General features: G+C 41.3%; 23 protein-coding genes. 9 read left to right on the forward strand and 14 right to left on the reverse strand.

Features of this window, described 5'->3' with window-relative positions; all coding sequences use genetic code 11:
• The first annotated feature begins 207 nt into the window (after positions 1 to 207).
• Positions 208 to 2,484 carry a formate dehydrogenase subunit alpha gene (gene fdhF / locus CVT07_RS10290; RefSeq protein WP_080655749.1) on the forward strand — a complete coding sequence of 759 codons (2,277 nt, stop codon included), beginning with the start codon at positions 208 to 210 and terminating at the stop codon, positions 2,482 to 2,484.
• A gap of 145 nt (positions 2,485 to 2,629) precedes the next feature.
• On the opposite strand, the gene cmoA is transcribed toward fdhF, so the two are convergent.
• From cmoA to CVT07_RS06230, 10 genes are read right to left on the reverse strand one after another with little or no spacing between them, the layout of a single operon-like run.
• The gene (gene cmoA / locus CVT07_RS06185) at positions 2,630 to 3,334 is read right to left on the reverse strand and encodes a carboxy-S-adenosyl-L-methionine synthase CmoA (protein ID WP_107935776.1); all 705 of its coding nucleotides are present in this window, start codon (positions 3,332 to 3,334) and stop codon (positions 2,630 to 2,632) included.
• On the reverse strand, positions 3,331 to 4,224 hold the full coding sequence (locus CVT07_RS06190) for a bifunctional riboflavin kinase/FAD synthetase (protein WP_002939474.1): 894 nt from the start codon (positions 4,222 to 4,224) through the stop codon (positions 3,331 to 3,333). Before CVT07_RS06190 ends, cmoA begins: the two co-directional genes overlap by 4 nt.
• Positions 4,190 to 4,903 (reverse strand): 23S rRNA (cytidine-2'-O)-methyltransferase TlyA, encoded by a 714-nt coding sequence (gene tlyA / locus CVT07_RS06195; protein WP_107935774.1) that lies wholly within the window; start codon positions 4,901 to 4,903, stop codon positions 4,190 to 4,192. Before tlyA ends, CVT07_RS06190 begins: the two co-directional genes overlap by 35 nt.
• Positions 4,893 to 6,836, reverse strand: a complete 1,944-nt coding sequence (gene ligA, locus CVT07_RS06200; RefSeq protein WP_107935772.1) for an NAD-dependent DNA ligase LigA — start codon at positions 6,834 to 6,836, stop codon at positions 4,893 to 4,895. Before ligA ends, tlyA begins: the two co-directional genes overlap by 11 nt.
• Positions 6,837 to 6,877: 41 nt before the next feature.
• Positions 6,878 to 7,738 (reverse strand): NADAR family protein, encoded by an 861-nt coding sequence (locus tag CVT07_RS06205; RefSeq protein ID WP_107935770.1) that lies wholly within the window; start codon positions 7,736 to 7,738, stop codon positions 6,878 to 6,880.
• 24 nt (positions 7,739 to 7,762) lie between these two features.
• The gene (gene folP, locus CVT07_RS06210) at positions 7,763 to 8,902 is read right to left on the reverse strand and encodes a dihydropteroate synthase (protein WP_107935768.1); all 1,140 of its coding nucleotides are present in this window, start codon (positions 8,900 to 8,902) and stop codon (positions 7,763 to 7,765) included.
• Positions 8,899 to 9,519: a DNA polymerase III subunit delta' gene (locus tag CVT07_RS06215; protein ID WP_107935766.1), complete on the reverse strand. Its 621-nt coding sequence runs from the start codon at positions 9,517 to 9,519 to the stop codon at positions 8,899 to 8,901. The genes folP and CVT07_RS06215 overlap by 4 nt, the downstream gene beginning before the upstream one ends.
• Positions 9,520 to 10,059, reverse strand: a complete 540-nt coding sequence (locus CVT07_RS06220) for a HobA family DNA replication regulator (protein WP_009294158.1) — start codon at positions 10,057 to 10,059, stop codon at positions 9,520 to 9,522.
• On the reverse strand, positions 10,059 to 11,258 hold the full coding sequence (locus CVT07_RS06225; RefSeq protein ID WP_012140060.1) for an aspartate kinase: 1,200 nt from the start codon (positions 11,256 to 11,258) through the stop codon (positions 10,059 to 10,061). Before CVT07_RS06225 ends, CVT07_RS06220 begins: the two co-directional genes overlap by 1 nt.
• On the reverse strand, positions 11,258 to 11,722 hold the full coding sequence (locus tag CVT07_RS06230; protein WP_009294160.1) for an RNA pyrophosphohydrolase: 465 nt from the start codon (positions 11,720 to 11,722) through the stop codon (positions 11,258 to 11,260). Before CVT07_RS06230 ends, CVT07_RS06225 begins: the two co-directional genes overlap by 1 nt.
• Before the next feature lie 131 nt (positions 11,723 to 11,853).
• On the opposite strand from CVT07_RS06230, the gene hemW reads away from it, so the two are divergent.
• The 5 genes from hemW to CVT07_RS06255 all read left to right on the forward strand — a co-directional run bounded on the left by hemW (position 11,854) and on the right by CVT07_RS06255 (position 15,927).
• Complete coding sequence (gene hemW, locus CVT07_RS06235; protein WP_107935764.1) at positions 11,854 to 12,900, forward strand: radical SAM family heme chaperone HemW; 1,047 nt, start codon at positions 11,854 to 11,856, stop codon at positions 12,898 to 12,900.
• 67 nt (positions 12,901 to 12,967) lie between these two features.
• Positions 12,968 to 13,366 (forward strand): Sec-independent protein translocase protein TatB, encoded by a 399-nt coding sequence (gene tatB, locus CVT07_RS06240; RefSeq protein ID WP_012140063.1) that lies wholly within the window; start codon positions 12,968 to 12,970, stop codon positions 13,364 to 13,366.
• Positions 13,366 to 14,121: a twin-arginine translocase subunit TatC gene (gene tatC / locus CVT07_RS06245; RefSeq protein ID WP_103570348.1), complete on the forward strand. Its 756-nt coding sequence runs from the start codon at positions 13,366 to 13,368 to the stop codon at positions 14,119 to 14,121. Before tatB ends, tatC begins: the two co-directional genes overlap by 1 nt.
• Positions 14,114 to 15,136: a tRNA preQ1(34) S-adenosylmethionine ribosyltransferase-isomerase QueA gene (gene queA, locus CVT07_RS06250; RefSeq protein WP_107935957.1), complete on the forward strand. Its 1,023-nt coding sequence runs from the start codon at positions 14,114 to 14,116 to the stop codon at positions 15,134 to 15,136. Before tatC ends, queA begins: the two co-directional genes overlap by 8 nt.
• Positions 15,133 to 15,927, forward strand: a complete 795-nt coding sequence (locus CVT07_RS06255; RefSeq protein ID WP_107935760.1) for a hypothetical protein — start codon at positions 15,133 to 15,135, stop codon at positions 15,925 to 15,927. The genes queA and CVT07_RS06255 overlap by 4 nt, the downstream gene beginning before the upstream one ends.
• On the opposite strand, the gene ruvX is transcribed toward CVT07_RS06255, so the two are convergent.
• The 4 genes from ruvX to ilvC are packed head-to-tail and all read right to left on the reverse strand — an operon-like array spanning position 15,922 to position 19,543.
• A complete protein-coding gene (gene ruvX, locus CVT07_RS06260; RefSeq protein WP_004317765.1) occupies positions 15,922 to 16,305 on the reverse strand; it encodes a Holliday junction resolvase RuvX in 384 nt (127 codons plus the stop codon). The two genes, CVT07_RS06255 and ruvX, sit on opposite strands and share 6 nt — an antisense overlap.
• The gene (locus CVT07_RS06265) at positions 16,302 to 17,072 is read right to left on the reverse strand and encodes a DNA-processing protein DprA (RefSeq protein ID WP_107935758.1); all 771 of its coding nucleotides are present in this window, start codon (positions 17,070 to 17,072) and stop codon (positions 16,302 to 16,304) included. The genes ruvX and CVT07_RS06265 overlap by 4 nt, the downstream gene beginning before the upstream one ends.
• Positions 17,069 to 18,517, reverse strand: coding sequence for a divergent polysaccharide deacetylase family protein (locus CVT07_RS06270; protein WP_107935757.1), 1,449 nt, complete (start codon positions 18,515 to 18,517; stop codon positions 17,069 to 17,071). Before CVT07_RS06270 ends, CVT07_RS06265 begins: the two co-directional genes overlap by 4 nt.
• Positions 18,518 to 18,520: 3 nt before the next feature.
• Positions 18,521 to 19,543: a ketol-acid reductoisomerase gene (gene ilvC / locus CVT07_RS06275; protein WP_107935755.1), complete on the reverse strand. Its 1,023-nt coding sequence runs from the start codon at positions 19,541 to 19,543 to the stop codon at positions 18,521 to 18,523.
• 146 nt (positions 19,544 to 19,689) lie between these two features.
• On the opposite strand from ilvC, the gene CVT07_RS06280 reads away from it, so the two are divergent.
• From CVT07_RS06280 to holA, 3 genes are read left to right on the forward strand one after another with little or no spacing between them, the layout of a single operon-like run.
• Positions 19,690 to 20,508 carry an HDOD domain-containing protein gene (locus CVT07_RS06280; RefSeq protein ID WP_012140069.1) on the forward strand — a complete coding sequence of 273 codons (819 nt, stop codon included), beginning with the start codon at positions 19,690 to 19,692 and terminating at the stop codon, positions 20,506 to 20,508.
• Entirely contained in the window at positions 20,505 to 22,424 is a 1,920-nt protein-coding gene (locus tag CVT07_RS06285; protein WP_107935748.1) for an RNB domain-containing ribonuclease, read from the forward strand. The genes CVT07_RS06280 and CVT07_RS06285 overlap by 4 nt, the downstream gene beginning before the upstream one ends.
• On the forward strand, positions 22,417 to 23,415 hold the full coding sequence (holA, locus tag CVT07_RS06290) for a DNA polymerase III subunit delta (protein WP_103573238.1): 999 nt from the start codon (positions 22,417 to 22,419) through the stop codon (positions 23,413 to 23,415). The genes CVT07_RS06285 and holA overlap by 8 nt, the downstream gene beginning before the upstream one ends.
• The last annotated feature ends 7 nt before the right edge of the window (positions 23,416 to 23,422 follow it).

Here is a 23,422-nt window from a genome sequence, read left to right on the forward strand (position 1 = left end):
CTTATTTGATAAATTTTAGAAATTCATGCAAATTTAGCATATTTTTTAAATTCCTATATATTCGGCTTTTTAAATTTTATATAAAATATAACTTAAAATTAAAATTTATTTTTTAAATAAAGAATTTTTCATAAAAGATTAAGTTTTACGCTAGTAATATTACTCAAAATAAATATGCAGAAAATGCATAATTAGAAGGAGAAAGTGATGAAAGAAGGCAAAGTCATCTGTCCTTATTGCGGGACAGGCTGTCAAGTAACCTTGCACGTGGAAAACAACGTCGTTCGTGCCGCTACTGGCGTCGAAGACAATCCAGTCAATCAAGGAAATTTATGTTTAAAGGGCTTTTATGGCTGGGACTACGTTGCAAGTCCAGACAGACTTACAAAGCCGCTTATTAGAAAGAAAAACGGGGTTTTTTCAAAAGATGGCGAATTTGAAGAGGCTAGCTGGGACGAGGCGCTTGATCTTGTCGTAGAAAAGATGAAAGAAGCCAAAGAGAAATACGGCCCTGACTCACTAGCAGGAAACTTCTCAGCACGCTGTACATTAGAGGACAACTACGTCGCTCAAAAGCTAATGCGTGCTGTAATTGGTACAAACAACGTCGATCACTGCGCTAGAATTTGACACGCTCCGACAGTAGCAGGACTTGCTAAAACAATCGGAAACGGAGCTGCCACAAATAGCTTTACAGAGATTGGCACTTATAGTAACTGTATATTAATGATAGGCTCAAACCCAGAAAATGGTCACCCAATCGCAGCTATGCACATCCAAAGAGCGCTAAACCGCGGTGCAAAACTGATCGTTATCGACCCTATCAAGACTGAGTTTGCAAGTAGAGCAGACATCCACTTACAACTAGAGCCAGAGCACAACATCCCAGTTATCAACGCACTTCTTTATACTATCATCGAAGAAGGCCTTGTAAATGAGGAATTTGTAAGAGACCACACAATAGGCATCGAGTACGTTAAAGAAGCTGTAAAAGACTATGCTCCAGAGGTTGTAGCTAAATACACAAGGCTAAATCCAGAGGATATCAGAGCAGCTGCTAGAATGTATGCCACCACAAAACCAGCCGTCATCACTCACGGCATGGGCGTAACTCACTTCAACCACGGCGTTGGCGGAGTTTGTGATGTATCAAATTTATTCTTGATCACTGGCAATATCTGCGAGCTTGGCACAGGCGACTTGCCGCTTAGAGGTCAAGAGAACGTTCAAGGCTGCTGCGACATGGGCGTTTTACCAAATATCTTCCCAAATCTTGGCTCAGTAACTGACCCAGAGCAAAGAGCTTGGTTTGAGAAAATGTGGCACCTAGAACCTGGATTTTTAAACTCAAAGATAGGTATCCATAAAACTGAAGTGCCTGATGCGATCCTTGATGGCAGAGTGCATTTCTTCTGGACTATCGGCGAAAACCCAGTCATCTCTGAGCCAAATACAAACCACTTCTTAAAGGGCATTGCAAATGTCGATTTCTACGTGGTTCAAGATCTATTTTTAACTGAGACTTCACTAAAAGCTGACGTCGTTCTCCCTGGCGTTGCAAGTAGTGAAAAAGAGGGTCTTTACACAAACGCAGAACGCCGTGTCCAGCACAACGAAGCAGTCATCACACCTCCAGGCGATGCTAGACAAGACTGGTGGATCGTTTGTGAGATCGCACGTCGTTTGGGCGCAACAGAAGGCTTTAACTTTAACTCACCAGAAGAAATTTGGGAAGAAGTTAGAAAATGCGACCCTAGACGCTACGGCGGTATGAGCTACTATAGGCTTAAAAAATATCACGGACTTCACTGGCCATGCCCAACTGAAGATGATATGGGCGGTCAGAGCCTCTATCTTGATAAGAAATTCTTTACACCTGATGGCAAAGGTCGCTTTGTACCTTGCTTATTTGTGGATAAGGCTGATGAGATCGAGAGCGCAAAACTTGAGTTTGCTAAGAAGATGAATATGTCGCCTGAGTATCCTATCATGGCTGGTTCGGTCGATGAGAAGACTGACGCTGAGTATCCGATACAGCTTTTAACTACAAGAAAAGTTTATCAATACACAGTTGGCACCATGACAAGACGCTCACGTGCCATCGAAGAAGGCGGAGATAGCATCGGACCTATCGCTGAGATGAGCCCAGCGCTTGCAGAAAGATACGGACTAAAACAAGGCGACTTTATCAAAGCTTGGAGTAGATACGGCTACATCGTCGTAAAAGCTGAAGTGACTGACATCGTGCCTGATGGCATCATCCAGATGACTTTCCACTACTGGGAGAGCTCTTGCAACGAGCTAACAAGCAGCGGTTGGGACTACATCAGTAAGACTCCGACATTTAAAGCAGCTATCCAGATCAAAAAGATCGATGAAGAGGAATTTTTACGAGTTCGCGAGCTAAAACGCGAGAAATTCCAAACTTCAAAGATCATCTACGATGACTTCCACCACCACGGAAACGCAGCGATAAATGAGTAAATTTAGCGGGTAACTCCCGCTAAATTTCTTTACTATTAAATTTCATTATCCAAAAATGCTGACATTGCAAAGCAAAATCTAAATTTTAAATTCAATGTTTATGATTAAATTTTATATTTAAATACAAAAGCAGATATTTTTAAATTTACTTAAACGCCAAAAAGCTCATGAAATTTCCCCATTTAAATGTGCTCTCGACACGCTTAAAGCCAGCATTTAGGGCTAAGTTTCTATTTTCTTCTTCAGTGTATGGCACTAGCACATTTTCAAGTGCCTCTCTTTTTTGGGCGATCTCGTAGCGTGAGTAGCCTTGCGCTTGCTTGTAATCCTCGTAAATTTCTATGACGCTTTTGGTGAGCTTTTTATCTTCAAAGATGATCTTTTCGCTAAACAAAAAGACGCTATTTTCATTTAGTCCGTTATAAATTTTTTGCACCAGATCAGCCCTTTTTGGCGGTCTGATAAACTGCAAAGTGTAGTTTGCCAAAACAGCGTCAAAGCCCTCTAGCTCGCACTCTAAAATGTCATCTAAGATAAATTCAATATCAGCTCCATAAGCTTTTGCCTTGTTTTTTGCATTTGCAAGCATCGCCTCAGAGTTATCCACGCCACTTAGCACGAGGTCATTTCTAAGGTTGTTTAGCAAAAGCAGGCTATTTGCCGTAGAGCAGCCAAGGTCGCACACTTTTGCTGATTTTGGCAAAATTTTAGCCAGCAACTTTGCGTTTAAATTTGAGCTAACGTCGTAAAATGGCACTGAGCGCGAGATCATATCATCAAAAACGCTCGCCACAAAGTCATCAAATTCAAACTGCTTGTTTATAGGCTCTTTAAAAATTTCATCTCTCATATACCAGCTCCATATCCGTCAAAGTATCTCATAGTCTCTCCAAAAAAGAGATCGCACACGCCTACACACTGCCTAGCCTCGTTTATATCGCGTTTTATCTGCTCTTTTAGCTCGCTAAGATTATTAAATTTCTTATTATCGCGCAAACGTTTTATGAAGCAAACGGCAACGTGCTTCGTCACCTTTGGCGCGACCTCGTCTAAGATGTGCGTCTCAACGCTAAAATTTCCATCCGTGCTAAGCCTGTTGCCTATAAAAGTGACCGAGCCATAGGTGTATGAGCCCATTCTCGTTCTTGTCGCATAGACGCCCTCGCGCGGCAAAAGATAGCTTTTTATATCTAAATTTAGCGTAGCAACCAGCTCTTTTGCGCCGATGCCCTGCCCTTTTATCACGTTGCCTTCGATCGAGTACTCCCTGCCTATTAGCCTGTTTGCCTCATCGATGTTGCCTTGGCGTATCAGCTCTCTGATGGAGGAGCTATGCACGCCCATACCGTCATAACAAACCTCATCAACGACGACTACCTCGCCATCAAAAATCCTCTTCAAATCGTGCTTGTCCCACGCTCTGTTTCTGCCAAATCTAAAATCAAATCCAACAACGATCTTTTTTAAATTTTTAAAATCCCTCTTCAAAAGTGCGATAAATTCCTCGCCGCTAAGCCCTTTTATACTCTCAAAATCATATAAAAAACAAGGATAGTTTGAGTACTCAGCTCGCTTTAGCTTTGGCGTTATGTTTGCCTTATTTTTGTCAATTACGACAAGTCCGCCAAACTCGCCAAGCTGTTTTAAAAGCTGCTTGTGCCCCCTGTGCACGCCGTCAAAGTGCCCGATCGCAACGGCAGTGATGTTATCTTTTGTTAAAAGCGTAGAAAAATTCGGCATTTCCTTCCTTTCCCTTGACCTCGCACTCTTTGCAAGCTATCAGTTCAAATTTCAAGCTATTTGCTAGCACTTCAAAGCGCTTCATAGCTAAATTTACAGCCTTAGCGTCGGTGACAACGCCTTTTTTATTGCGTTTTACACCAACACCCACCTCAAACTGCGGTTTAAAAAGCGTGATGATGAGCGAATTCTCGCTTGCAAGCTCACAAATGGCTGGCAAAATTTCAGCCAAAGAGATAAAGCTCACGTCGCAGGTTATGAGGTTAAATTCATTTTTATGCGTTTTAGCAAACTCCCTGACGTCAGTTTTTTCATAAATTTTCACTCGCTCATCGCCTCTTAGGCTAGCGTCCAGCTGATCGGTGCCCACATCAACGCCAGTCACGCCCTTTACACCACGCTCAAGCAAAATTTGCATAAAGCCGCCAGTTGAGCTGCCGATATCAAGTGCATTTTTGCCAGCTAGGTCAAATTTCATCGCCTCCAAAAAGCTTTTTAGCTTAAGCGCGCCTCGTCCAACGTAAATTTCATCAAGCAGTGAAATTTTAGCCTCACTAACCTCGCTTGAAACCTTGGTGCAAATTTCGCCATTTGCTAACACCTTGCCAGATTTTATTAGCTCGCTCGCCTTGTTTCTACTTATGTTTAAAACGCTTGCGACATAGTTATCAAACCTCAAGTTTTAGCCTCTCATATTCGCTCTCGTCGATCACCAGCACGCCTAGCTCATTTGCCTTTTCTAGCTTGCTGCCAGCCTCCTCGCCAGCTAGCACGAAGTCCGTTTTTTTAGAAACTGAGCCAGAAACCTTTGCGCCAAAGCTCTCGAGCTCGGCTTTTATCTCATCTCTTGGGCGACTTAGCGTGCCAGTTATAACGACCGTCTTGCCGCTTAGTGCGTTTGAGATGCTCTGCACCTGCGTCACGCTTGGTTGCACGATCTGGCTAAGTGCTAAAATTTCATCTCTATTTACCTCAGCAAAATCGGTTAAACTATTTGCCATCTCCGCGCCAAAGCCCTCAAGCGAGGTTAGCTCATCAAAGCTAGCATCAAGCCAGCCTAGCCCAAAGCTACTTGCCAGCTTTTTAGCCGCCACCTCGCCGATGTGCTCGCAGCCAAGACCCGTGATAAAGCGCGATAGCTCCGCTCCTTTGCTAGCTTCGATCGCATTTAAAAGGTTATTTACCTTTCTCTCTTTAAAGCCCTCAAGCGCCATGAGATCATCAAATTTAAGGCTGTATATGTCTTTTATGCAAGCAATCAGCCCCTTGTCAAATAGCAAATTTACGATCGCGTCGCCAAGGCCGTCTATATTTAGGCATTTTTTCGATGCGTAGTGGATTATTGAGCCCACCACTCTTGCCCTGCAGCTTAAATTTTGGCACTTTACAAAGACCCCTTCATCAAGCAGGTGCGAGCCGCAAACTGGGCAAAATTTAGGCCTCTCAATCGCTTGCTCGCTGCCGTCTCGCCTATCTTTAAAAACCTTTGTGATCTTTGGTATCACATCTCCTGAGCGGATGATGCCGATATAGTCGTTTTTCATGACGCCAAGGCGCTCTATCTCGTCAAAGTTATGAAGGGTGGCGGATTTTACATTAGCACCATCTATATTTACCTCATCAAGCACGCCAACAGGCGTTACTACGCCGCTTCTGCCAACCTGAAGTGCTACGTCTTTTAGCCTAGTCACCTTTTCAATGGCTGGAAATTTAAACGCCACCATAAATTTTGGAAATTTGACTGTGTAGCCCAGCTGCTCACAGCGCGCAAGGTCATTTACGCGTATCACCATGCCATCCATCATCACGCTCTTTGCCTCGCGGCTGGCTAGTAGCTCGTTATAGGCAGTCTCAAGCTCATCTTTTTTTAAAATTTTGAAAAAATCATCTCTCTCAAAGCCAAGATCTCGCACAAATTTCATCACCTCGCTGTGATCTTTTAGCCCAAGGCTCTGCTCGCCCACGCCCCAAGGTATGAAAAGTAGCTTTCTTTTTGCAGTGACTGCGCTATCAAGCTGTCTGAGACTTCCAGCGGCTGCGTTTCTAGGGTTTGAAAGTGGCGCCTCGCCCTCTTTTGCGCGCTCTGCGTTTAGAAGCTCAAAGTCATCTTTTCTTATGACGACTTCGCCCCTGATTTCAATGAGCCCCTTGTAATCAATACTCTTTAAAACAGAATTTATCGTCCTTGCATTTTGCGTCACGTCCTCGCCTGTAACGCCGTCGCCTCTAGTTATCGCCCTAACTAAAACGCCATTTTCATATAGTAAATTTAGGCTCGCTCCGTCAAATTTTGGCTCAGCGACAAAGGTTAAGTTCTCTTTATCACCGCGCTTTAGCCACGCATCAAGCTCGCCAAGACTAAAGATATCCTCCATGCTCCACATACGCTTTATGTGGCTTGCCTTACTAAAGCCCTCTTTTACGCCCCCACCCACTCGCTTGGTCGGCGAAAATAGCGAAATTTCACTAGGATTTGCCTGCTCGAAGGCTAAAACCGCATGATATAGCGCGTCATACTCCTCGTCGCTTGCAAGTGGCTCGTCCTCGTCGTAGTAGGCCTTAGCCCACACATTTAGCGTATCTACCGCTTTTTCGTACTCTTGTTTTGTCATTTTTGCTCCAAATTTACACCGCATTTTATCTTAAACATACTTTATAAATGATCCAAATTTAGCTCTCTGGCGTCACATAAATGGACATTTTTATAGACCTTTACTATCTCGTCCCTCGCCATCATCAGCGCAAAGCCAAGTAAATTTTGCCCGCGCCACTTCATAGGATTTTGCGCATTTTCATCGCTTGCACTCATGCCTATGCCCCAAATTTTATCAACTGGGCTTGCCTCAACCAAAACTTTGCTCCCAGTTTGGAGTAAAAAGTCACGCAAAGGGGCATTTTGGCTAAATTTTAGATAGCTAGCATTTAGCACGACGCCAAATTTGACCTCGTCCCAGACCTTAGCGTCAAAGCCTCGCACCTGCCTGCCAAACGCCTTCATCTGCGCTGGATCTTTGGCGGATAAAATTTGTTTCAAAGCCTCTTTATCGCCAAAACACTGAGCCTTTTTCGCCATCATATATTGCTCAGCGCAAATGTATTTAGTTTCATCTTCCCAAAAGCTAGAGCTATACCACTGACTAAGGCAGCTTGCACTTAAATTTGCGCTTTTTTGATGACCCCAAAATAGTAAAAATTTATCCGTCTTGCCAGCGTTGTAGCGTTTTTTTAGCCACACTAGATCATATCTTGGCTCACGCTCCCAAAGATCTAGCATGAAATCATTATAAGTAAAAAGTGTGCTCTCATCATCACTAAGCCTCTCATCCCAGTACCCACGCCAGGTCGCAGGCTCAGCAAAGAGCTGCTGATACTCACTACGTTCATCTTGGCTTAGCGATTTTAGCCAGTCATTAAATTTAAACTTATAACCCTCGCCAGCACCCATTCTCCAACCGATAGAAAAGGGGCTAATCTGGGGAAATTTGATCCAAGGCGGTGGAAGTAAATTTTTCATCTAGCCTCTTTTTAGCCAAGCGTCCTACCAAAGCGTAGCTTGGTTCATCGCCTCGTGCATATCAAAAAGCTGCTTGTGCTCTGCCACATCGTGCGTTCTAATGATCTGCGCACCGTTTTCGTAAGCTTTTAGGTGCAGATAGAGCGAGCCTGGCAAGCGGTCCTTGACCTCGCTTTTATAGTAGTGATTTATCACTGATTTGCGGCTAGCACCAACAAGTAGCGGGCACTCAAATTTCAAAAAATGCTCCAAATGCTTAATAAGCAGCAAATTTTGCTCAGCCGTCTTGCCAAAGCCAATGCCCACATCAAGCACGAGCTTTTTAGCGCCAAGCTCCCTTGCAAGGGCTATCTTTTGCTCGAAAAAGTCCGTTATTTCGCCGATAAGGTCGTTGTATTTTGGCGCGATCTGCATGGTGGCAGGATCACCTTGCATGTGCATCATGCAAAACTGGGCGTCATATCTTGCAGCAAGCGTAGCTAAATTTGCGTTTGCCGTGATATCGTTTATCATCTTAAAGCCATGATTTAACGCAAATTCTAAGCAATAAGGATCAAAGCTATCAAGGCTAAATTTCGCCTTTTCATGTAAATTTAGCTTGTAAATTTCCTCCACGATATCTTTTATGCGCCTAAACTCCTCCTCGCGTCCGCAATACTCGCTCCCTGGCCTTGAGCTAACGCCGCCAAGGTCGATGTAGTCAGCACCTGCTTCGATCATGGCTTCTATTTTTGCTATGCCATTTTGCGTATTTATGCGGCTTTGCTCGTTAAAACTATCCGAATTTATATTTGCCACGCCCATTATAAGAGGCTTAGCAGGCTTTGCAAATTTAGTTTCTAAAAAGGTGGCAAGCTTTTTAAGCCCAAAGTCTTGTAGCTTCTCTTTTTTAGCTAACTGCCTAAGCTGCGCATTTGTCGCCATTAGCAAGGATTTGTTTAGACTCTCGCGACCTAAAATCGTATCATTATGTGTCACCAGCTCGGCGCCGACACTTAGGGCGTCTTGCTTTAGGATATTTGCCGCTGGTGTCTTTATATCATCGATAAAGATAAAATTTATCTCGCTCTTTTCATGCATAAGCTTCGCGCCAGCTGGGCTTGGCGAGACGACCTTGCAAATTTGATCAAAGTCGCTTTTGTTATTTATCTTATAAAATTTCAACGTCGTCCTTTCTCAAAGATAGTAAGCAGTAGCGGCGTTAAAATGGCGTGAGACTTGGCGTTTAGATCGGCAAGCTTGATGAGCGAGAAAAAATACTCCATCTCCTCGCCACTAAATTTATACCCGCTATCAACCGCCTTTGTCACGATGGCTCCAACAAGCTCTTTTAGCTCGTTTTTGCCAAATTTTTGCGCCTGCTCCTCTGCTATCTTTTGATCGATAAAGCTTGTTAGCTCTTTTAGGCCAAGCGATTTTAAATTTAGTTCCACACTCATTTTTGGCTTTTTTGTGAGCTTATTTTCTATGAGCATTCTCGATCTTATCGTTGGTAGAAGCAAATTTTTACTCTGCGTTACTATTATAAATTTGATGTTTCTTGGGGGCTCTTCGATGATCTTTAAAAGTGCGTTTTGAGCCTCAGTGCGAAAAGACTTTGCCTCTATGACTAAAATTTTCTCATCTTTTTCAGCGATGTAGGCTTCGGCGATGACCTCTTTTGCATTTTCTAGCAAAAAATCATCGCTTATAAAAAATCTTAGATTATTTACGCCAAACTCGGCTTCAAGCTTGACTTTTAAATTTTCAAAATCGCTTGTTATGACGATTTTATTAAGCATTTAGAGCATCACCTTTGCAAAGAGCACGGCGTCTATGCTCTTGTCGAAAAGTTTATATAAATTTAGAAGTTTGATGTCTAAGTTTTCATCGCTAGAGCTTAGCGTGAAGCTGTTTTGCGCCTGCTCGTCAAAGAGCCACATATAGCTGTTTTCATCAGTTTTGGCTAAATTTGCGCGCTTATCTATGCTCTTGCCGATGTAAAAAAAGATGTAGCCATTTGGAAAGGCAAGGCTTAGCATATCTTTTAAAAGCTGTTTTTGCTCGTTTGTCTCGATGCTGTCAAAGGCTGGATAGAGCGATCTTAGGCTAAAAAATGGCAAAAACGGACGCTCGCTTTTTGTGCGGTTGATATTTCTTAAAAGATAGTTTTCAAACCACTCTCGCTCATCGTCGCAGATGACTATAAAAGCCTTGCTATCAAGCAAAAATTTAAGCCTAGATGCGAGCAAAGGCGTCCATTCGACGCGCTTCTCCTCCATCCAGCTCATATATCTTTCGCTTCTTATAGTCTCAAGCGTCCATTGGATAAAATCTTGCATTATTTATCTAACTTATACGCATCGTGAAGTACGCGAACTGCGAGCTCACCATATTTTTGATCGACGATCATTGAAATTTTTATCTCGCTTGTTGAGATCATCTGGATATTTATCCCCTCTTTTGCAAGCGTCTCAAATGCTAGACATGCTACGCCGCTGTGGCTCTTCATGCCTACGCCGATGACTGAGACTTTCACGATCGCATCGTCATACTCGACATGTTTTGCAGCTGAGAGCTTTTGCATGGTCTCTTTTGCTAGGTCAAGCTCGTTTTGTGGCACTGTAAAGCCTAAATTTGTCGTGCCGTCGTGTCCTACGTTTTGGATGATCATATCTACATTTATATTTTGATGAGCTAGAGCTGTGAAAATTTCAGCTGCAATGCCAGGCTTATCGACTACGCCTCTTAAAGTTACTCTTGCTTGATTTTTATCTAGTGCTATACCGCTTACTAAAACCGCTTCCATATTATCTTCCTTTGCTATTAATGTACCTTCGTTGTGGTTAAAACTGCTTCTTGTGATTAGTTTGACATTTAGTTTTTTTGCTAGCTCGACTGAGCGATTTTGAAGCACTTTCGCCCCAGCAGAAGCAAGCTCAAGCATCTCGTCATAGCTTATCTTTTCTAGTTTTTTTGCCTTTTTTTCTATCCTTGGATCAGTCGTATAAACGCCATCAACGTCGGTAAAAATTTCACACAGATCAGCTTCAAGAGCACCTGCTAATGCAACCGCACTAAGGTCGCTTCCGCCTCTACCAAGAGTAGTGATATCACCTTTGTCGTCTATGCCTTGAAAGCCTGCTACGACGACGATCCTGCCGGCTTTTAGCTCAGCTTTTAGCCTAGTGGTGTCTATCTTTTCTATCCTAGCTTTTGTGTGAATTTCATCAGTCATTATCCCAGCCATAGCACCTGTTAGCCCTACGCACGCATAGCCTTTTGCATTAAGTGCAATCGTCAAAAGTGCGGTGGTTACTTGCTCCCCAGAGCTTAAAAGCATATCAGTAGCAACGCCGTCTGGGTGCTTTGAGAAATACTCACTATATTCAACCAATTGATTTGTAACTCCACTCATCGCAGAAACTACCACAACCACGTCAGCGCCGCTGTTTTTAGTCTCTATGACCCTATTTGCCACAGCTTCGATGCGCTCAAGCGTGCCTACGCTAGTTCCGCCAAATTTTTGAACGATTAACATCAAAAATATCCTTTCTCTTTAAAATAACTCAAAACTTTGTCATAAATAGGCTTTTTGAAGTGATTTATCCCCTCTAAAGCCTTGTTAATATCTACAAATTTATACTCGCTAAACTCTGGATGCTCAGTCTTTAAATTTATGCTCGCACCATTTTTAAGCCTAACTAAAAAGTACTTTTGCGTCTGCCCATCAAATGGATAAAATCTCTTTGACGCATTTGCTGGAAAGTCGTAGCTAAGCCACTCAGGATACTCTTCTAAGAAGTCAAATTTATCAGTTCCGATCTCCTCTTTAAGCTCCCTTTTTAGCGCTTGTTTTGGACTTTCGCCTTCATCTATGCCACCTTGAGGAAACTGCCAGATATCGTCCATATCAACCCTTTTTGCGACTAAAATTTCGCATTTAAAAGGGTAAGAGCTAGACAAAATGACAGCTGCTACATTTGGTCTATATTTTTTTTGCATGTTTTTTCCAAAAAAATTTTATTTGAGATGATAACGAAAAAGAGTTAAGAGATAGATAAATAAAAGCTACTTTTAAACTGCTCTAAATGCCAAATTTCTTATAATCGCCAAAATTTAAAAAAGAGAGAAATTTGCAAGTTTATATCCACGTGCCATTTTGCGAAAGCAAGTGTCCTTACTGCGCCTTTGGCTCAAGCGATGACGAATTTAAGAAGGTTAGCGCATATTTTAAAGCGCTTTGCCTTGATCTAAATTTTCAGCTAAAAAGCCAAAATGTAAAAGAAATTTCAACCATTTTTTTTGGTGGCGGCACACCAAGCGCGGTAAATGCCAAATTTTATGATGAAATTTTTAGCATTTTAGCTCCACTTTGCACGCCTAAAACTGAGATCACCTTTGAAGCAAATCCAAATTCTGCAAATTTAGCTTGGCTAAAGCATGTAAAAAATTTAGGCGCAAACCGCATAAGCTTTGGCGCTCAAAGCTTTTTTGAAGATAAGCTTAAATTTCTAGGACGCATCCACAGCAAGGAGCAAATTTTTAAAGCGGTTGAAAATGCCCATGCAGCTGGCTTTAAGAGTATAAATTTAGACCTCATCTATGACACTAAATTTGATACCAAAAAGCGCCTTTTGGCGGAGGTTGAAAGCTTAAAAAGTCTTGCTATCACGCATCTAAGCGCCTACTCGCTCACGCTTGAAGAAAACACCCCATTTGCCGGCAAAAAAAGCTATAAAAAGGATAGCGACACTTTGGCTAAATTTATGATAGAGCAGATCCAGAGGGCTGGCTTTAGGCAGTATGAAATTTCAAATTTCGGAGAAATTTGCAAGCACAATCTTGGCTACTGGCAAGGCAAAAACTACCTTGGCGTGGGAGCTTTTAGCGTGGGCTTTGTGGGTGGCACCAGATACTACGCAAAAAGTAGCATAGACGCCTACATCACACAGCCAACACATAGAGAAAGAGAAATTTTAAGCCCAAGCGAGCTAGTAAGAGAGCATATATTTTTAGGGCTTAGAAGCATCGTAGGCGTGGATGCTGGGCGCTTAAATGAGGCTCAGAAAAAAAGAGCAAATTTACTTGTAGAAAATGAAAAACTGCTCTTTAAAAATGACAAATTTTTCAACCCAAATTTCTTACTCAGCGACGAAATCGCACTCTTTATCGAGGGCTAAATTTATAAAAATTTGAGCAAAGTCAAGATAAAATACAAAGCTTAAATAAAATTTAACAGAGGCAAAAATGTTTGGAATGAGTTTTTCTGAGATCTTGGTCATCGCCGTGATCGCCGTGCTAGTTTTGGGCCCTGACAAGCTGCCAAGCGCTATGGTGCAGATCGCCAAATTTCTAAAGATGTTTAAAAAAGGCATAAATGACGCAAAATCAACATTTGATCAAGAGATGAAGATAGCCGAGCTAAAAGAGGACGCTCAAAAATATAAAGAGAGCATAACCCAAAGCGCTCAAAGCGTGCGTAAAAAACTCACTTTTGAAGAGCTTGACGAGATCAAAAAAAGCGCAAGCGACGTCACTGAGAGCATACAAAACGTCGTAAGCGACACGAAAAAAACGGTAGAAAATATACAAAATCCAACAAATTTAGTTAAAGATGCGATCTTAAACGATAAAAAAGAGGCGTGATGTTTGAAGAGCTAAGACCCCATTTGATCGAACTTAGAAAGAGGCTTTTTATAAGCATAGTAAGCGTTTTTGTCTGTTTTGGCATCTGTTTTACATTTTGGAATCCACTGCTTGCATGGATGAGCGAGCCTCTAAAACAGGTCTTGCCAGCTGGCTCAAACATCATCTTTACGCAAATTCAAGAGCCATTTTTCACTGCGATGAAGGTCGCCTTTTTTGCTGGCTTGGTGCTTGCTTTGCCTATCATTTTTTGGCAGTTTTGGCTATTTGTCGCACCTGGACTTTACGATAATGAAAAAAAATATGTGATCCCATTTGTCCTCTCTGCTTCATTTATGTTTGCGTGCGGGGCGGCATTTTGCTACTATGTGGTCATCCCGCTTGGCTTTACATTTTTGGTAAATTTTGGCGGTCAGCTCTTTACGGCGCTGCCAAGCATAGGCGAGTACGTGGGCTTTTTTACAAAGCTGCTGATCGGCTTTGGAATTTCATTTGAGCTGCCAGTCATTACATTTTTCTTAGCAAAGATAGGCCTAGTCGATGACAAGATGTTAAAAGACTACTTCAGATACGCAGTAGTCGTCATCTTTATCTTTGCAGCCATCGTCACACCGCCAGATGTTATAAGTCAAATTTTAATGGCACTGCCACTCATCGGACTTTATGGAATTTCTATCATCGTAGCCAAAAGAGCTGGCAAAAGCGACGATGATGAAGAAGATAGCGACACAAACAGCGACGCAGGCGATGAGTGATATAAACGATATCTCAAGCTACGACTACTTTTTGCCTAACGAGCTCATCGCAAAAGAGCCAGTTTTGCCCAAAGAAGAGGCAAGACTGCTTGTTTATCTTAAAAAAACCAAAGAGATAAAGCACTATAAATTTAAAGATCTAGCCAGCCTCATCCCAGATGATGCGGCGGTCATTTTTAACAATACAAAGGTAGTTAAAGCCCGCATTTTAGGACACAAACAAAGTGGCGGCGCCTGCGAAGTGATGCTAAATCAACCGCTTAATGATAATAAATTTAGTGTCTATATAAGGGGCAGAGTAAGTGTCGGTAGCGTTTTAAATTTCACTGATGATATAAAGGTAAATGTGCTTGAGCTAAATGATGATGGCTCAAGAGTGGTAAATTTCACCAAAGATGGCGTTATTTTAGATACGGCGCAACTTTTTAGCGAGCTTGAAAAGATCGGCCACGTCCCACTTCCGCCATATATAAAAAGGGCTGATACAAAGGACGATGAGAGCTGGTATCAAAGCATATTTGCCAAAAATAGCGGCGCTGTCGCAGCTCCGACGGCTAGCCTGCACTTTAGCGAGCAGATGCTAGAGCAGATAAAGGCAAAGCACGAGGTCGCCTACATCACGCTTCACGTGGGCGCTGGGACATTTAAAGGCGTGGAGTGCCAAAACATAAATAACCATAAAATGCACTCTGAGTTTTACGAACTAAGTGAAAAAGCTCAAGAGATCATAAACTCTGATAAGCCCATCCTTGGCGTTGGCACGACGGTTACTAGATGCGTTGAAGAATTTGCAAGGAGCAAGCAGCCAAGCGGCTTTTGCAAGCTATTTTTAAATTTAAATAATAGACCGATCAGGCAAAACTACCTTTTAACAAATTTTCACCTGCCAAAATCAACTCTAATCATGCTAGTTACTAGCTTCATAGGGCTTGAAGAGACGATGAGGATTTACGAAACGGCAGTTAGCGAAAAGTATAGATTTTACTCTTATGGCGATGGGATGCTTGTGATATGAAAAATGTCGATTTTGTCGCACAAATGGAGCTTTTTTTAGAGGCACTTTTTAAGGACGCAACAGCTAGAAACAACGCCATCGTCTTTAACTACAACCCAAACTACCCACGCTATCTAAGCTTTGAAGCACACAAGCTAATAGGCGCGATCAAAAATTTAAGCAAATTTTACCTAAATGACATAAGCAACTCAAAACTGCTGATCTCCTTTACTCTAGTAAGCTATAGCCTAAGTTTGGTGCATTTTGATATACATATAAGATGCACTTCATGCCCGCAAAAGCCAAATGAGAGACTAGTAAAAGAAGCTGGCGAGCTACTAAAAGAGCTAAATGCCAAGATGAGTAAAACAGAGGACGGCTTTAATATAAGCATAAGCGTGCCACTGCCAAAAAGCGGGACATTTAATAGGCAAAGCGTAGAGATAGCAAGCCTTCTAGGCAAAAATGCGATAATAGCTTGTGATGATGAAAATTTATTTTTAACGTTAAGTCATGAGTTAAGCTTTACAGGGCTGAAGCTTAGCAAACAAAAGAGCTTTGAGAGTTTAAATTTACACATAAAAGATGCCATTTTTAAGCCAGACATCATCTTCGTGCAAAAGGAGTATCTAAGCGACAAAATAAGGCTTGATGAGATGCTAACTTATCAAAAGCTTAAGAATTTCTACATCGTCATCATCAGCAAGGATGAAGCCAAAAGCATCAAAAGCGAGAAGATGACTACGCTTAGACAGCCATTTACTAGCGATAGCTTGCATGAAACTTTAGGAGTGGTGGCTAGAAATTTATAAAATTTTTAGATATCTCTTCAAGATGATAGTGGCTGAGACGCTATCGAGCCTGCCATCTCGCTTTGTATTTGTGTAAATTTCACTTGCCTCGCTGCTGCTAAAGGCTTCATCTTGATAGACGATATTAGCCTGTACGTCAAGAAGCGAGACAAAGTGCTCTATGCGCCTTCTCATCTCATCCTCGCTACTGCCACCGATTGGCACGCCCACTACTAGCGTGTTTGGAGCGTATTCATTTACTTTTTGGCTTACATCTCTTGCGGCTTGATTTCTATTTTTTCTAAGAACTGGCTCAAGTGGCGTCACGACCTCGCCAAAGCCAAAAGCAAGCCCTATGCGCTTTAGTCCAACATCGATCGCCATAAATTTCTCTCTCATAGCGCGCTTTTTACTCTTAAATTTGAAATTTCAACTAGCCCGTCAAGCTCGTACTCGTAAATGATCTCGCCAAATTTAGCCAATGCTTCATCAAGGCTAACGCCATTTTTACAAAATTTCAATATCTCATCATCAGCTTTTTCTTGCTCTTTTACCTCACCAAAAAGTGAGGCAAATTTAACGTAATCATCGATAAGCTCGGCCTTTTTGCTAGCCAGCAAAGCATTTGTTCCACTACTCTCATTTATGCGCTGAGGCAGGACAAAGAGAGGGATTTTAAGCTCATTTGCAAGCCTCGCACTTTGCATCGAGCCACTTCTTAGATCAGCTTGTGCCACCACAAGAGCTTGCGCGAGCCCCACAACTATGCGGTTTCGCTCTAAAAACCTATAAGCGATCGGTGGCTCGCCCTCGTCATACTCGCTTAGAGCCAAGCCTTTTTCATAAATTTCTCTTATCGCTACTTTGTTTTGAGCTGGATAGATGATATCAAGTCCATTTGCAAAAACGCCGATAGTTCGTGGCATGGCAGCCTTGTGCGCCGTGATATCCACGCCGATAGCCCCACCGCTCACCACGCAGACATTTGCACTTTTTAGCGCTGTGCAAAGTGCCGTGACACACTCTTTTGTATAAACACTTGCCTTTCTTGAGCCAACGACTGCAACTTTTGGCATGCTAAGAAGCGAGGTGTCACCTATGAAATTTAGCTCTTTTGGGGGATTTTTTAGCCTATTTAGCGCCTCTGGGATGATTTCAAGCTTCATAAAATATCTTTTAGATAAACAACTTCTACATCTTTTAAGATATTGTTTTTGCTAGCTTTTATCACTGCGATCGTGTTTTTCTTTGGATGTCCGATGGCGATCGCGTAGCCCCTTTTTTTGGCTAAATTTACAGCAGCTATAAGCTCACGCCTAACCGCACTAGCCGATGGATCATCATCTAAAAATATATCTCTTGAAATGTAAGGTTGATTATACTTTTTAGCAGCCCTTGCCACCGCGGTTTGAGCGATAGTTTTGCTATCAACAAAGATAAAGCCCTGCTCTATCAGCGCTCTATATGCCTTGTCCATCGCATCATAATCACTGGTAAATCGTGATCCTGTGTGGTTGTTTGTATATTTTGCACGCGGGAAGTCTTTGCGTATCTTTTTTATCTTTTCATGCATGCTCTCAAAGCTCTCGTTTATCGTGAGCGTGCCTATCTCTGGGCTATCAAAGTGCTTTGCTTGCATCGGTAGATGTATCATATAAAACTCAAACGTTCTAGCGATATTTGGCGTATCTGGATGGGTTTTTGTCGCTGGGAAAATGGACGGCGTTATCTTTAGGCCGATTGATTTTACCATGCTAGCGTGCTCAAATGTCGCCACATCATCGATTATTAGCACCAGCTTTGCACGCCCTTTTACGCTGCTATTTGGAGTAAAAGGCACAACCGCAAAGTCATCTTTTTTCGCACTCTCTTTTTGCGGTTTTTCGCTATAAATTTGCTTCTTGGCTTTGTTGCTAGGCCCAACCTCACTTTTTTTAGTAGGCTCAGGTTTTAAAATTTCACTATGCTTTAAATTTTCTTTTATGCTTAAATTTGCTTCAGCGCTTTTGTTTTGCTCTGTTTTTATCTCTGTTTTTATCTCATTTTTGCCTGCGTAAAATGGCTCGATTACTTGCTCAACCTTTAATTCTGGCTTTTCTTCGCTCTTTGCTTCATGGCTTGCATCTACGCTGCTTTGCATATTTTTATATAAATTTGCAAGTAGATTTTTCGTATCGTTTTGCTCTTTTTTTGGCTCTTCTTTTTTAGTTTCTACTTTTACTTCAGATTTTGTCTCAGGAGTTATCTTTTTTTGCTCTTTTGGCTCAGTTTTTGGCTTTAGAGCAAGTTCGCTTTTATGTTTAGGATCGGTAAAAATTTTACTTAAATTTTCATCTTCATCAAATTTTAGAGGGTATTTTCTCTTCTCGTACTCTTGTTTTTTATCTTTGCTGGCAACTTTTTGCTCAGCTTTTTTTGAAATTTGCTTCTCGCTCTTTGGCTCATTTACTTTGCTTATCTGCTCAACATCTTTGTTTTTGATGCTAAGAGCTGCGATAAGTGCCACTATCAAAATGGCAGCGATGACGCCGATACCAAGGAAAATTTTATTATGAGAGCGACCCGCACTCTTTTTTGCAGGACGCTTCTTTGTAGTCTTTTTTTCGCTCAAGGCTTAGTTTTTGCTTTGATCTATAAGTTTGCCGTTAGTTATCCAAGGCATCATTGCGCGAAGTTTTTTGCCAGTTTTATTTAGCAAGCTTCTCTCAGCTATACCGCGCTCAGCGTTCATTCTAACATATCCTGCTTTTCTCTCTAGGATGAAGTCTTTTGCAAATTTACCATTTTGAATTTCTCTTAAAACTTCTTTCATAGCTTTTCTGCTCTCTTCGCCAACTACTCTTACGCCGCTTACATAATCGCCATATTCAGCTGTGTTTGAGATAGAGTAGCGCATATCAGCCATGCCGCCTTGATACATTAGATCAACGATTAGTTTTAGCTCGTGCAAGCACTCAAAATACGCCATCTCAGGCTCATATCCAGCCTCTACAAGCGTATCAAATCCAGCATTTACAAGTGCGCAAAGACCACCGCAAAGCACAGCTTGCTCGCCAAATAAATCTGTTTCAGTTTCATCTTTAAATGTTGTCTCAATGATGCCAGTTCTACCACCACCTATACCGCAAGCATAGCTTAGAGCGATCTCTTTAGCCTTTCCACTTGCATTTTGCTCAACAGCGATAAGATCAGGTATGCCGCCACCTCTTAAAAATTCGCTTCTAACTGTGTGTCCTGGAGCTTTTGGAGCGATCATGATGACGTCTATGTTTGTTGGAGCTTTGATCTGTCCAAAATGAACATTAAAACCATGTCCAAATGCGATAGCAGCGTGATCTTTTAAATTTGGCTCGATCTCATTTTTATAAATTTCAGCTTGAAGCTCATCTGGTGTTAGGATCATAACTACATCAGCGCCTTTTGTAGCTTCGCTTACAGTTTTTACTTCAAAGCCCTTAGCCTCAGCTTTTGCCCAGCTTTTGCCACCTTTTGCAAGACCGATTACGACACTTACGCCATTGTCTCTTAAATTTTCAGCGTGTGCGTGACCTTGCGAGCCAAAGCCGATGATTGCTACTTTTCTACTCTGAATAAGGCTTAAATCGCAGTCTTTATCATAATAAACATTTATAGCCATTGTTTCTCCTATTGTTAAAATTTGGCGAAATTATACATTTTAGCAACAAAAACGTTGCTGAAAAAGAGCAAAAAGTATCTTTAAGTTTTATACTGCAGCTTTTTGCTATAATGTGACAAAATTTTTAACCAAAAGAGTCACTTTACATGAATGAATCAATTTTTAAAAAAATCAAAGCGCTTCCGCCACTAGACGACACTGTCATACAGATCCAGCGCCTACATGCTGACGAAAATAGCTCGATAAATGACCTCACAAAAGTGGTCGAAAAAGACCCTATGCTAACAGCAAATATCTTGCGTTCAGCAAACTCACCACTTTACGGATTTTCTCAAGAGATCACAACTATCGCAAGAGCCATTTCACTTTTTGGCATGGCTACTATCCGTGGTTTTGCGCTATCAAGTGCCATTAAAAAGACCTTTTCTATAAATTTAGAGCCATATGACATTACCGCACAAGATTTTTTAAATATCTCAATCATGCAAAATGCTTTGATGTACCACTGGTACTCAAAGATAAAACCTAAAAATCTAGAAATTCTCTCTCCTGCTTCATTTATGCTTGAAGTTGGCAAGATCGTTTTAGCACATGAGCTCACAGAAAATAACCAAGTTGCTGAGTTCAAAACAAAGCTAAAACAAATTTCATCTACCTATGATCTTGCGCTTTTAGAGTCAGAAATTTTAGACATCACAAATGAAGAGGTCACGGCTAAAATTTTTGAGCAGTGGAATTTAGAGATCGAGCTTGGAAATTCCATCCTCTACTCAAACACTCCAGAAGAGGCACCTGACCATATAAAAGAGTACGCAAGAGCGTTAAAAGTAGTAAAAACAGCGGTTAATATCTTTAACCAGCTTGATGATGTGAGCGTAAATAACGCAACACTTCTTATAAACGAATATGGCTTTGAGAGAGATACATTTTTAATGGCTGTTAGCAAAGTCAAAGATAATTTGTGAAAGAATTTTTAACATCACTACTCGTTGGCATCAAAGAAAAAGAGATATCAAACGAAGATAAAGAGGTCTTACGCAATCTCCTAAACCTTGGTGCCGTAAGCTTACATAAAGATAAATTTTACCTAAACAACGGCTATGTCTGCGGTAAGCTAGACATCAGCCAAAACGCAACTGGCTTTATCATGCCATTTGACAAGCGCTTCAAACAAGATATCATCGTCGAAAATAAAAATTTAAACAACTCTCACCTTGGCGATATCGTGCTAGCAAAGCTTTTGCCGCTTAAGAAAAAACGCCAAAGCGCTAAGATAGTGATGAGCCTAAAGCTTGCAAATGAGACAAGCGTGGTCTATACAAAACGCTTTGGAGCGGCCATTTTAGGGGTAAATTTAAAAACTGGGCTAAGTACAACCCTAAAGGCGACTCAAAAAAGCCTAAAGATGCTCCCGCTTGGGACGCTACTAAAGATAAACAACCTAAACAACGAAATAGTCGAGGTTTTAGGAAATTTAGAAGATCCACTAAGCGATGAGAAAATTTCGCTTGCTATTTATAATAAAAATGATAAATTTAGCGAGGCTTGCGAGCTTGAAGCAAAGGCATTTGGCGACGAAGTCGATGCTAGCATGTATCCAAACAGGGTTGATCTAAGAAATTTAGAGTTTTGCACGATCGATCCAGTCGATGCCAAAGACTTTGACGATGCCATATTTTTTGATGAAAAAAAGCGCGAAATTTACGTTGCTATCGCCGATGTAAGCGAGTATGTAACCGCATATAGCGCCATTGATAGCGAGGCTAAAAAAAGAGGCTTTTCTATCTACTTTCCGCACATCTCAGTGCCGATGTTGCCGCGCGCGCTTAGTGAAAATATCTGCTCACTAAAGCCAGACGTGCCGCGCCTTGCATTTTGTTTTAAAATTTCACTTGATGCAAACAACGAGGTAAAAAAAGAGGAGCTTTTTGAGGCGATCATCCTTTCAAAAAGGCGCTTTAACTACGATGAGATCGATGAAATTTTAGAAGGCAAAAGAGAGTGTGAAATTTCATGGATCAAGCCACTTTTTAAACTCACCACGAAGCTTCGCAAAAAAAGGCTTTTGCACGCGTTTGATTTTAGGACAAAAGAGCTTAGAATGAGCCTTGATAATGAGGGTCAAATTTCGCAAACTAGGTTTGAAAGCGACTCTGACTCGCATAGACTAGTAGAGGACTGCATGCTTTTAGCAAACAAGGCTGCTGCAAAGCTCATCACAAAGGGCGTTTTTAGAAACCACGCTTCGCCTGATTTTAAAAAGATAGATACCTTGCTTGAGGACCTGCAACTTTTAGGGCTTGACTTTACCTACGAGAGCGACCTTGCAAATTTGATAAGAAAGATCCAAGCAAAGGCCGATGAACTAGGCAACCGCGAAGAGATAGACAAGCTCATCATCAAGTCACAAAAAAAGGCTGAATATTCAAGTGAAAATTTAGGCCACTTTGGACTTGGATTTGACAGATATACACACTTTACAAGCCCTATTAGACGCTATTCTGACCTTATTTTACACAGGCTTTTAAAGGCTAAAATTTCAAAAGATGAAAAGCTTTACAACTTCTTACTTTTAAACATCCAAAGCACCTGCGCAAACTTAAGCGAGCTTGAAAGAGAGGCCGACAAGGTAGCCTACGACTTTATGGATAGGAAATTTGCACGCTGGGCGGCCGCAAATATCGGCAAAGAGGTGCGTTGCTACGTTAGCGAAAACCAAAATGTTTTGGTTGCCAAGCTTGATGATCATTTTGTTGGCGCTAGGATTTTCATCACTGGATACAGTGCAAATTTACTTCAAAAGCTTGTCGTAAAGATCACAGAGGCCGACATCGCGAGTGCTAAAATTTTTGCAAAAGTGGTAAGAAAGATCGATGTATAGGAAAGATCTGGAGCTAAATTTAGCAAATGCAAATTTAAGCAACTACTTCTTGCTTTTTGGGGCGGACGAGTTTCAGATCGAGCTTTTTGGCAAGGAAATTTTGAGCTTTTATACAAGCGAAGATGCAAATTTATTAAGCCTTTATTTTGACGAGTACAACTACGTGCAAGCAAGCTCTCACCTAAGCGAGCAGTCGCTTTTTGGTGGCAAAAATATCCTCTATGTAAAAAGCGACAAAAAGATCCCGGCAAAAGAACTAAAAGAGCTCATCTCGCTTTGCGCAAAAAGCCAGGACAATTACTTTTTGTTTGAGCTTTATGAGGCCGATATGAAGCTAGTTTTTGATACGCAAAAGGCTTTTGGGGCAAATTTTGCGAGATTTTTCAAGCCCACAACTCCAGATGAGGCGATAAATTTACTAGCCAAAAACTCGGCCAAAATAGGCCTAAACATAACCAAAAACGCACTTTATGAGCTTTATTTTACTCATAATGAAAATTTATACCTTGCAGCAAGTGAGCTAACGAAGCTAAAGAGCCTAAACGCTCATATCGAACAAGACGATGTAAAAAGGCTGGTTTTTGGGCTTGGCGGGATAAATTTTGATGATTTTTTCAATAAATTTATGGCTCTAAAAGATATAAAAAACGACTTTTTTACCTACTTAGAAGATCCAAATTTTAATGAAATTTTACTTCTAAACTCACTTTACAAAGCATTTTTTAGGCTATTTAAAATTTACTCTTACATCAAGATAAATGGCCGCTTAAATTTAGATGAAGCGATCGGTTATCAGCCACCAGTAAATGTGGCAAATTTACTAAAAGCAAATAGCTTAAAGCTAAGTTTAAATGCCTATTTGGAGATATTTAAAACGCTAAATTTAGCCGAGCTAGAGTTAAAAACAAATACGAAAATGGATAAAGAAATTTTCGTCTTATCGATCATTTTAAATCTGCAACACCTCATATCAACAGCAAATATTAAGTAAATTTAAG

The sequence above is a fragment of the Campylobacter concisus genome, assembly GCF_003048875.2.
Lineage (GTDB): Bacteria > Campylobacterota > Campylobacteria > Campylobacterales > Campylobacteraceae > Campylobacter_A > Campylobacter_A concisus_AU.

Excerpts from the sequence above, each read along its gene's own strand:
- cmoA (WP_107935776.1), bottom strand. The coding sequence starts at position 3,334 with ATGAGAGATGAAATTTTTAAAGAGCCTATAAACAAGCAGTTTGAATTT.
- CVT07_RS06190 (WP_002939474.1), bottom strand. The coding sequence starts at position 4,224 with ATGCCGAATTTTTCTACGCTTTTAACAAAAGATAACATCACTGCCGTT.
- ligA (WP_107935772.1), bottom strand. The coding sequence starts at position 6,836 with ATGACAAAACAAGAGTACGAAAAAGCGGTAGATACGCTAAATGTGTGG.
- CVT07_RS06205 (WP_107935770.1), bottom strand. The coding sequence starts at position 7,738 with ATGAAAAATTTACTTCCACCGCCTTGGATCAAATTTCCCCAGATTAGC.
- CVT07_RS06215 (WP_107935766.1), bottom strand. The coding sequence starts at position 9,519 with ATGCTTAATAAAATCGTCATAACAAGCGATTTTGAAAATTTAAAAGTC.
- CVT07_RS06220 (WP_009294158.1), bottom strand. The coding sequence starts at position 10,059 with ATGCAAGATTTTATCCAATGGACGCTTGAGACTATAAGAAGCGAAAGA.
- CVT07_RS06225 (WP_012140060.1), bottom strand. The coding sequence starts at position 11,258 with ATGTTAATCGTTCAAAAATTTGGCGGAACTAGCGTAGGCACGCTTGAG.
- CVT07_RS06230 (WP_009294160.1), bottom strand. The coding sequence starts at position 11,722 with ATGCAAAAAAAATATAGACCAAATGTAGCAGCTGTCATTTTGTCTAGC.
- tatB (WP_012140063.1), top strand. The coding sequence starts at position 12,968 with ATGTTTGGAATGAGTTTTTCTGAGATCTTGGTCATCGCCGTGATCGCC.
- tatC (WP_103570348.1), top strand. The coding sequence starts at position 13,366 with ATGTTTGAAGAGCTAAGACCCCATTTGATCGAACTTAGAAAGAGGCTT.
- queA (WP_107935957.1), top strand. The coding sequence starts at position 14,114 with ATGAGTGATATAAACGATATCTCAAGCTACGACTACTTTTTGCCTAAC.
- CVT07_RS06255 (WP_107935760.1), top strand. The coding sequence starts at position 15,133 with ATGAAAAATGTCGATTTTGTCGCACAAATGGAGCTTTTTTTAGAGGCA.
- ruvX (WP_004317765.1), bottom strand. The coding sequence starts at position 16,305 with ATGAGAGAGAAATTTATGGCGATCGATGTTGGACTAAAGCGCATAGGG.
- CVT07_RS06265 (WP_107935758.1), bottom strand. The coding sequence starts at position 17,072 with ATGAAGCTTGAAATCATCCCAGAGGCGCTAAATAGGCTAAAAAATCCC.
- ilvC (WP_107935755.1), bottom strand. The coding sequence starts at position 19,543 with ATGGCTATAAATGTTTATTATGATAAAGACTGCGATTTAAGCCTTATT.
- CVT07_RS06280 (WP_012140069.1), top strand. The coding sequence starts at position 19,690 with ATGAATGAATCAATTTTTAAAAAAATCAAAGCGCTTCCGCCACTAGAC.
- holA (WP_103573238.1), top strand. The coding sequence starts at position 22,417 with ATGTATAGGAAAGATCTGGAGCTAAATTTAGCAAATGCAAATTTAAGC.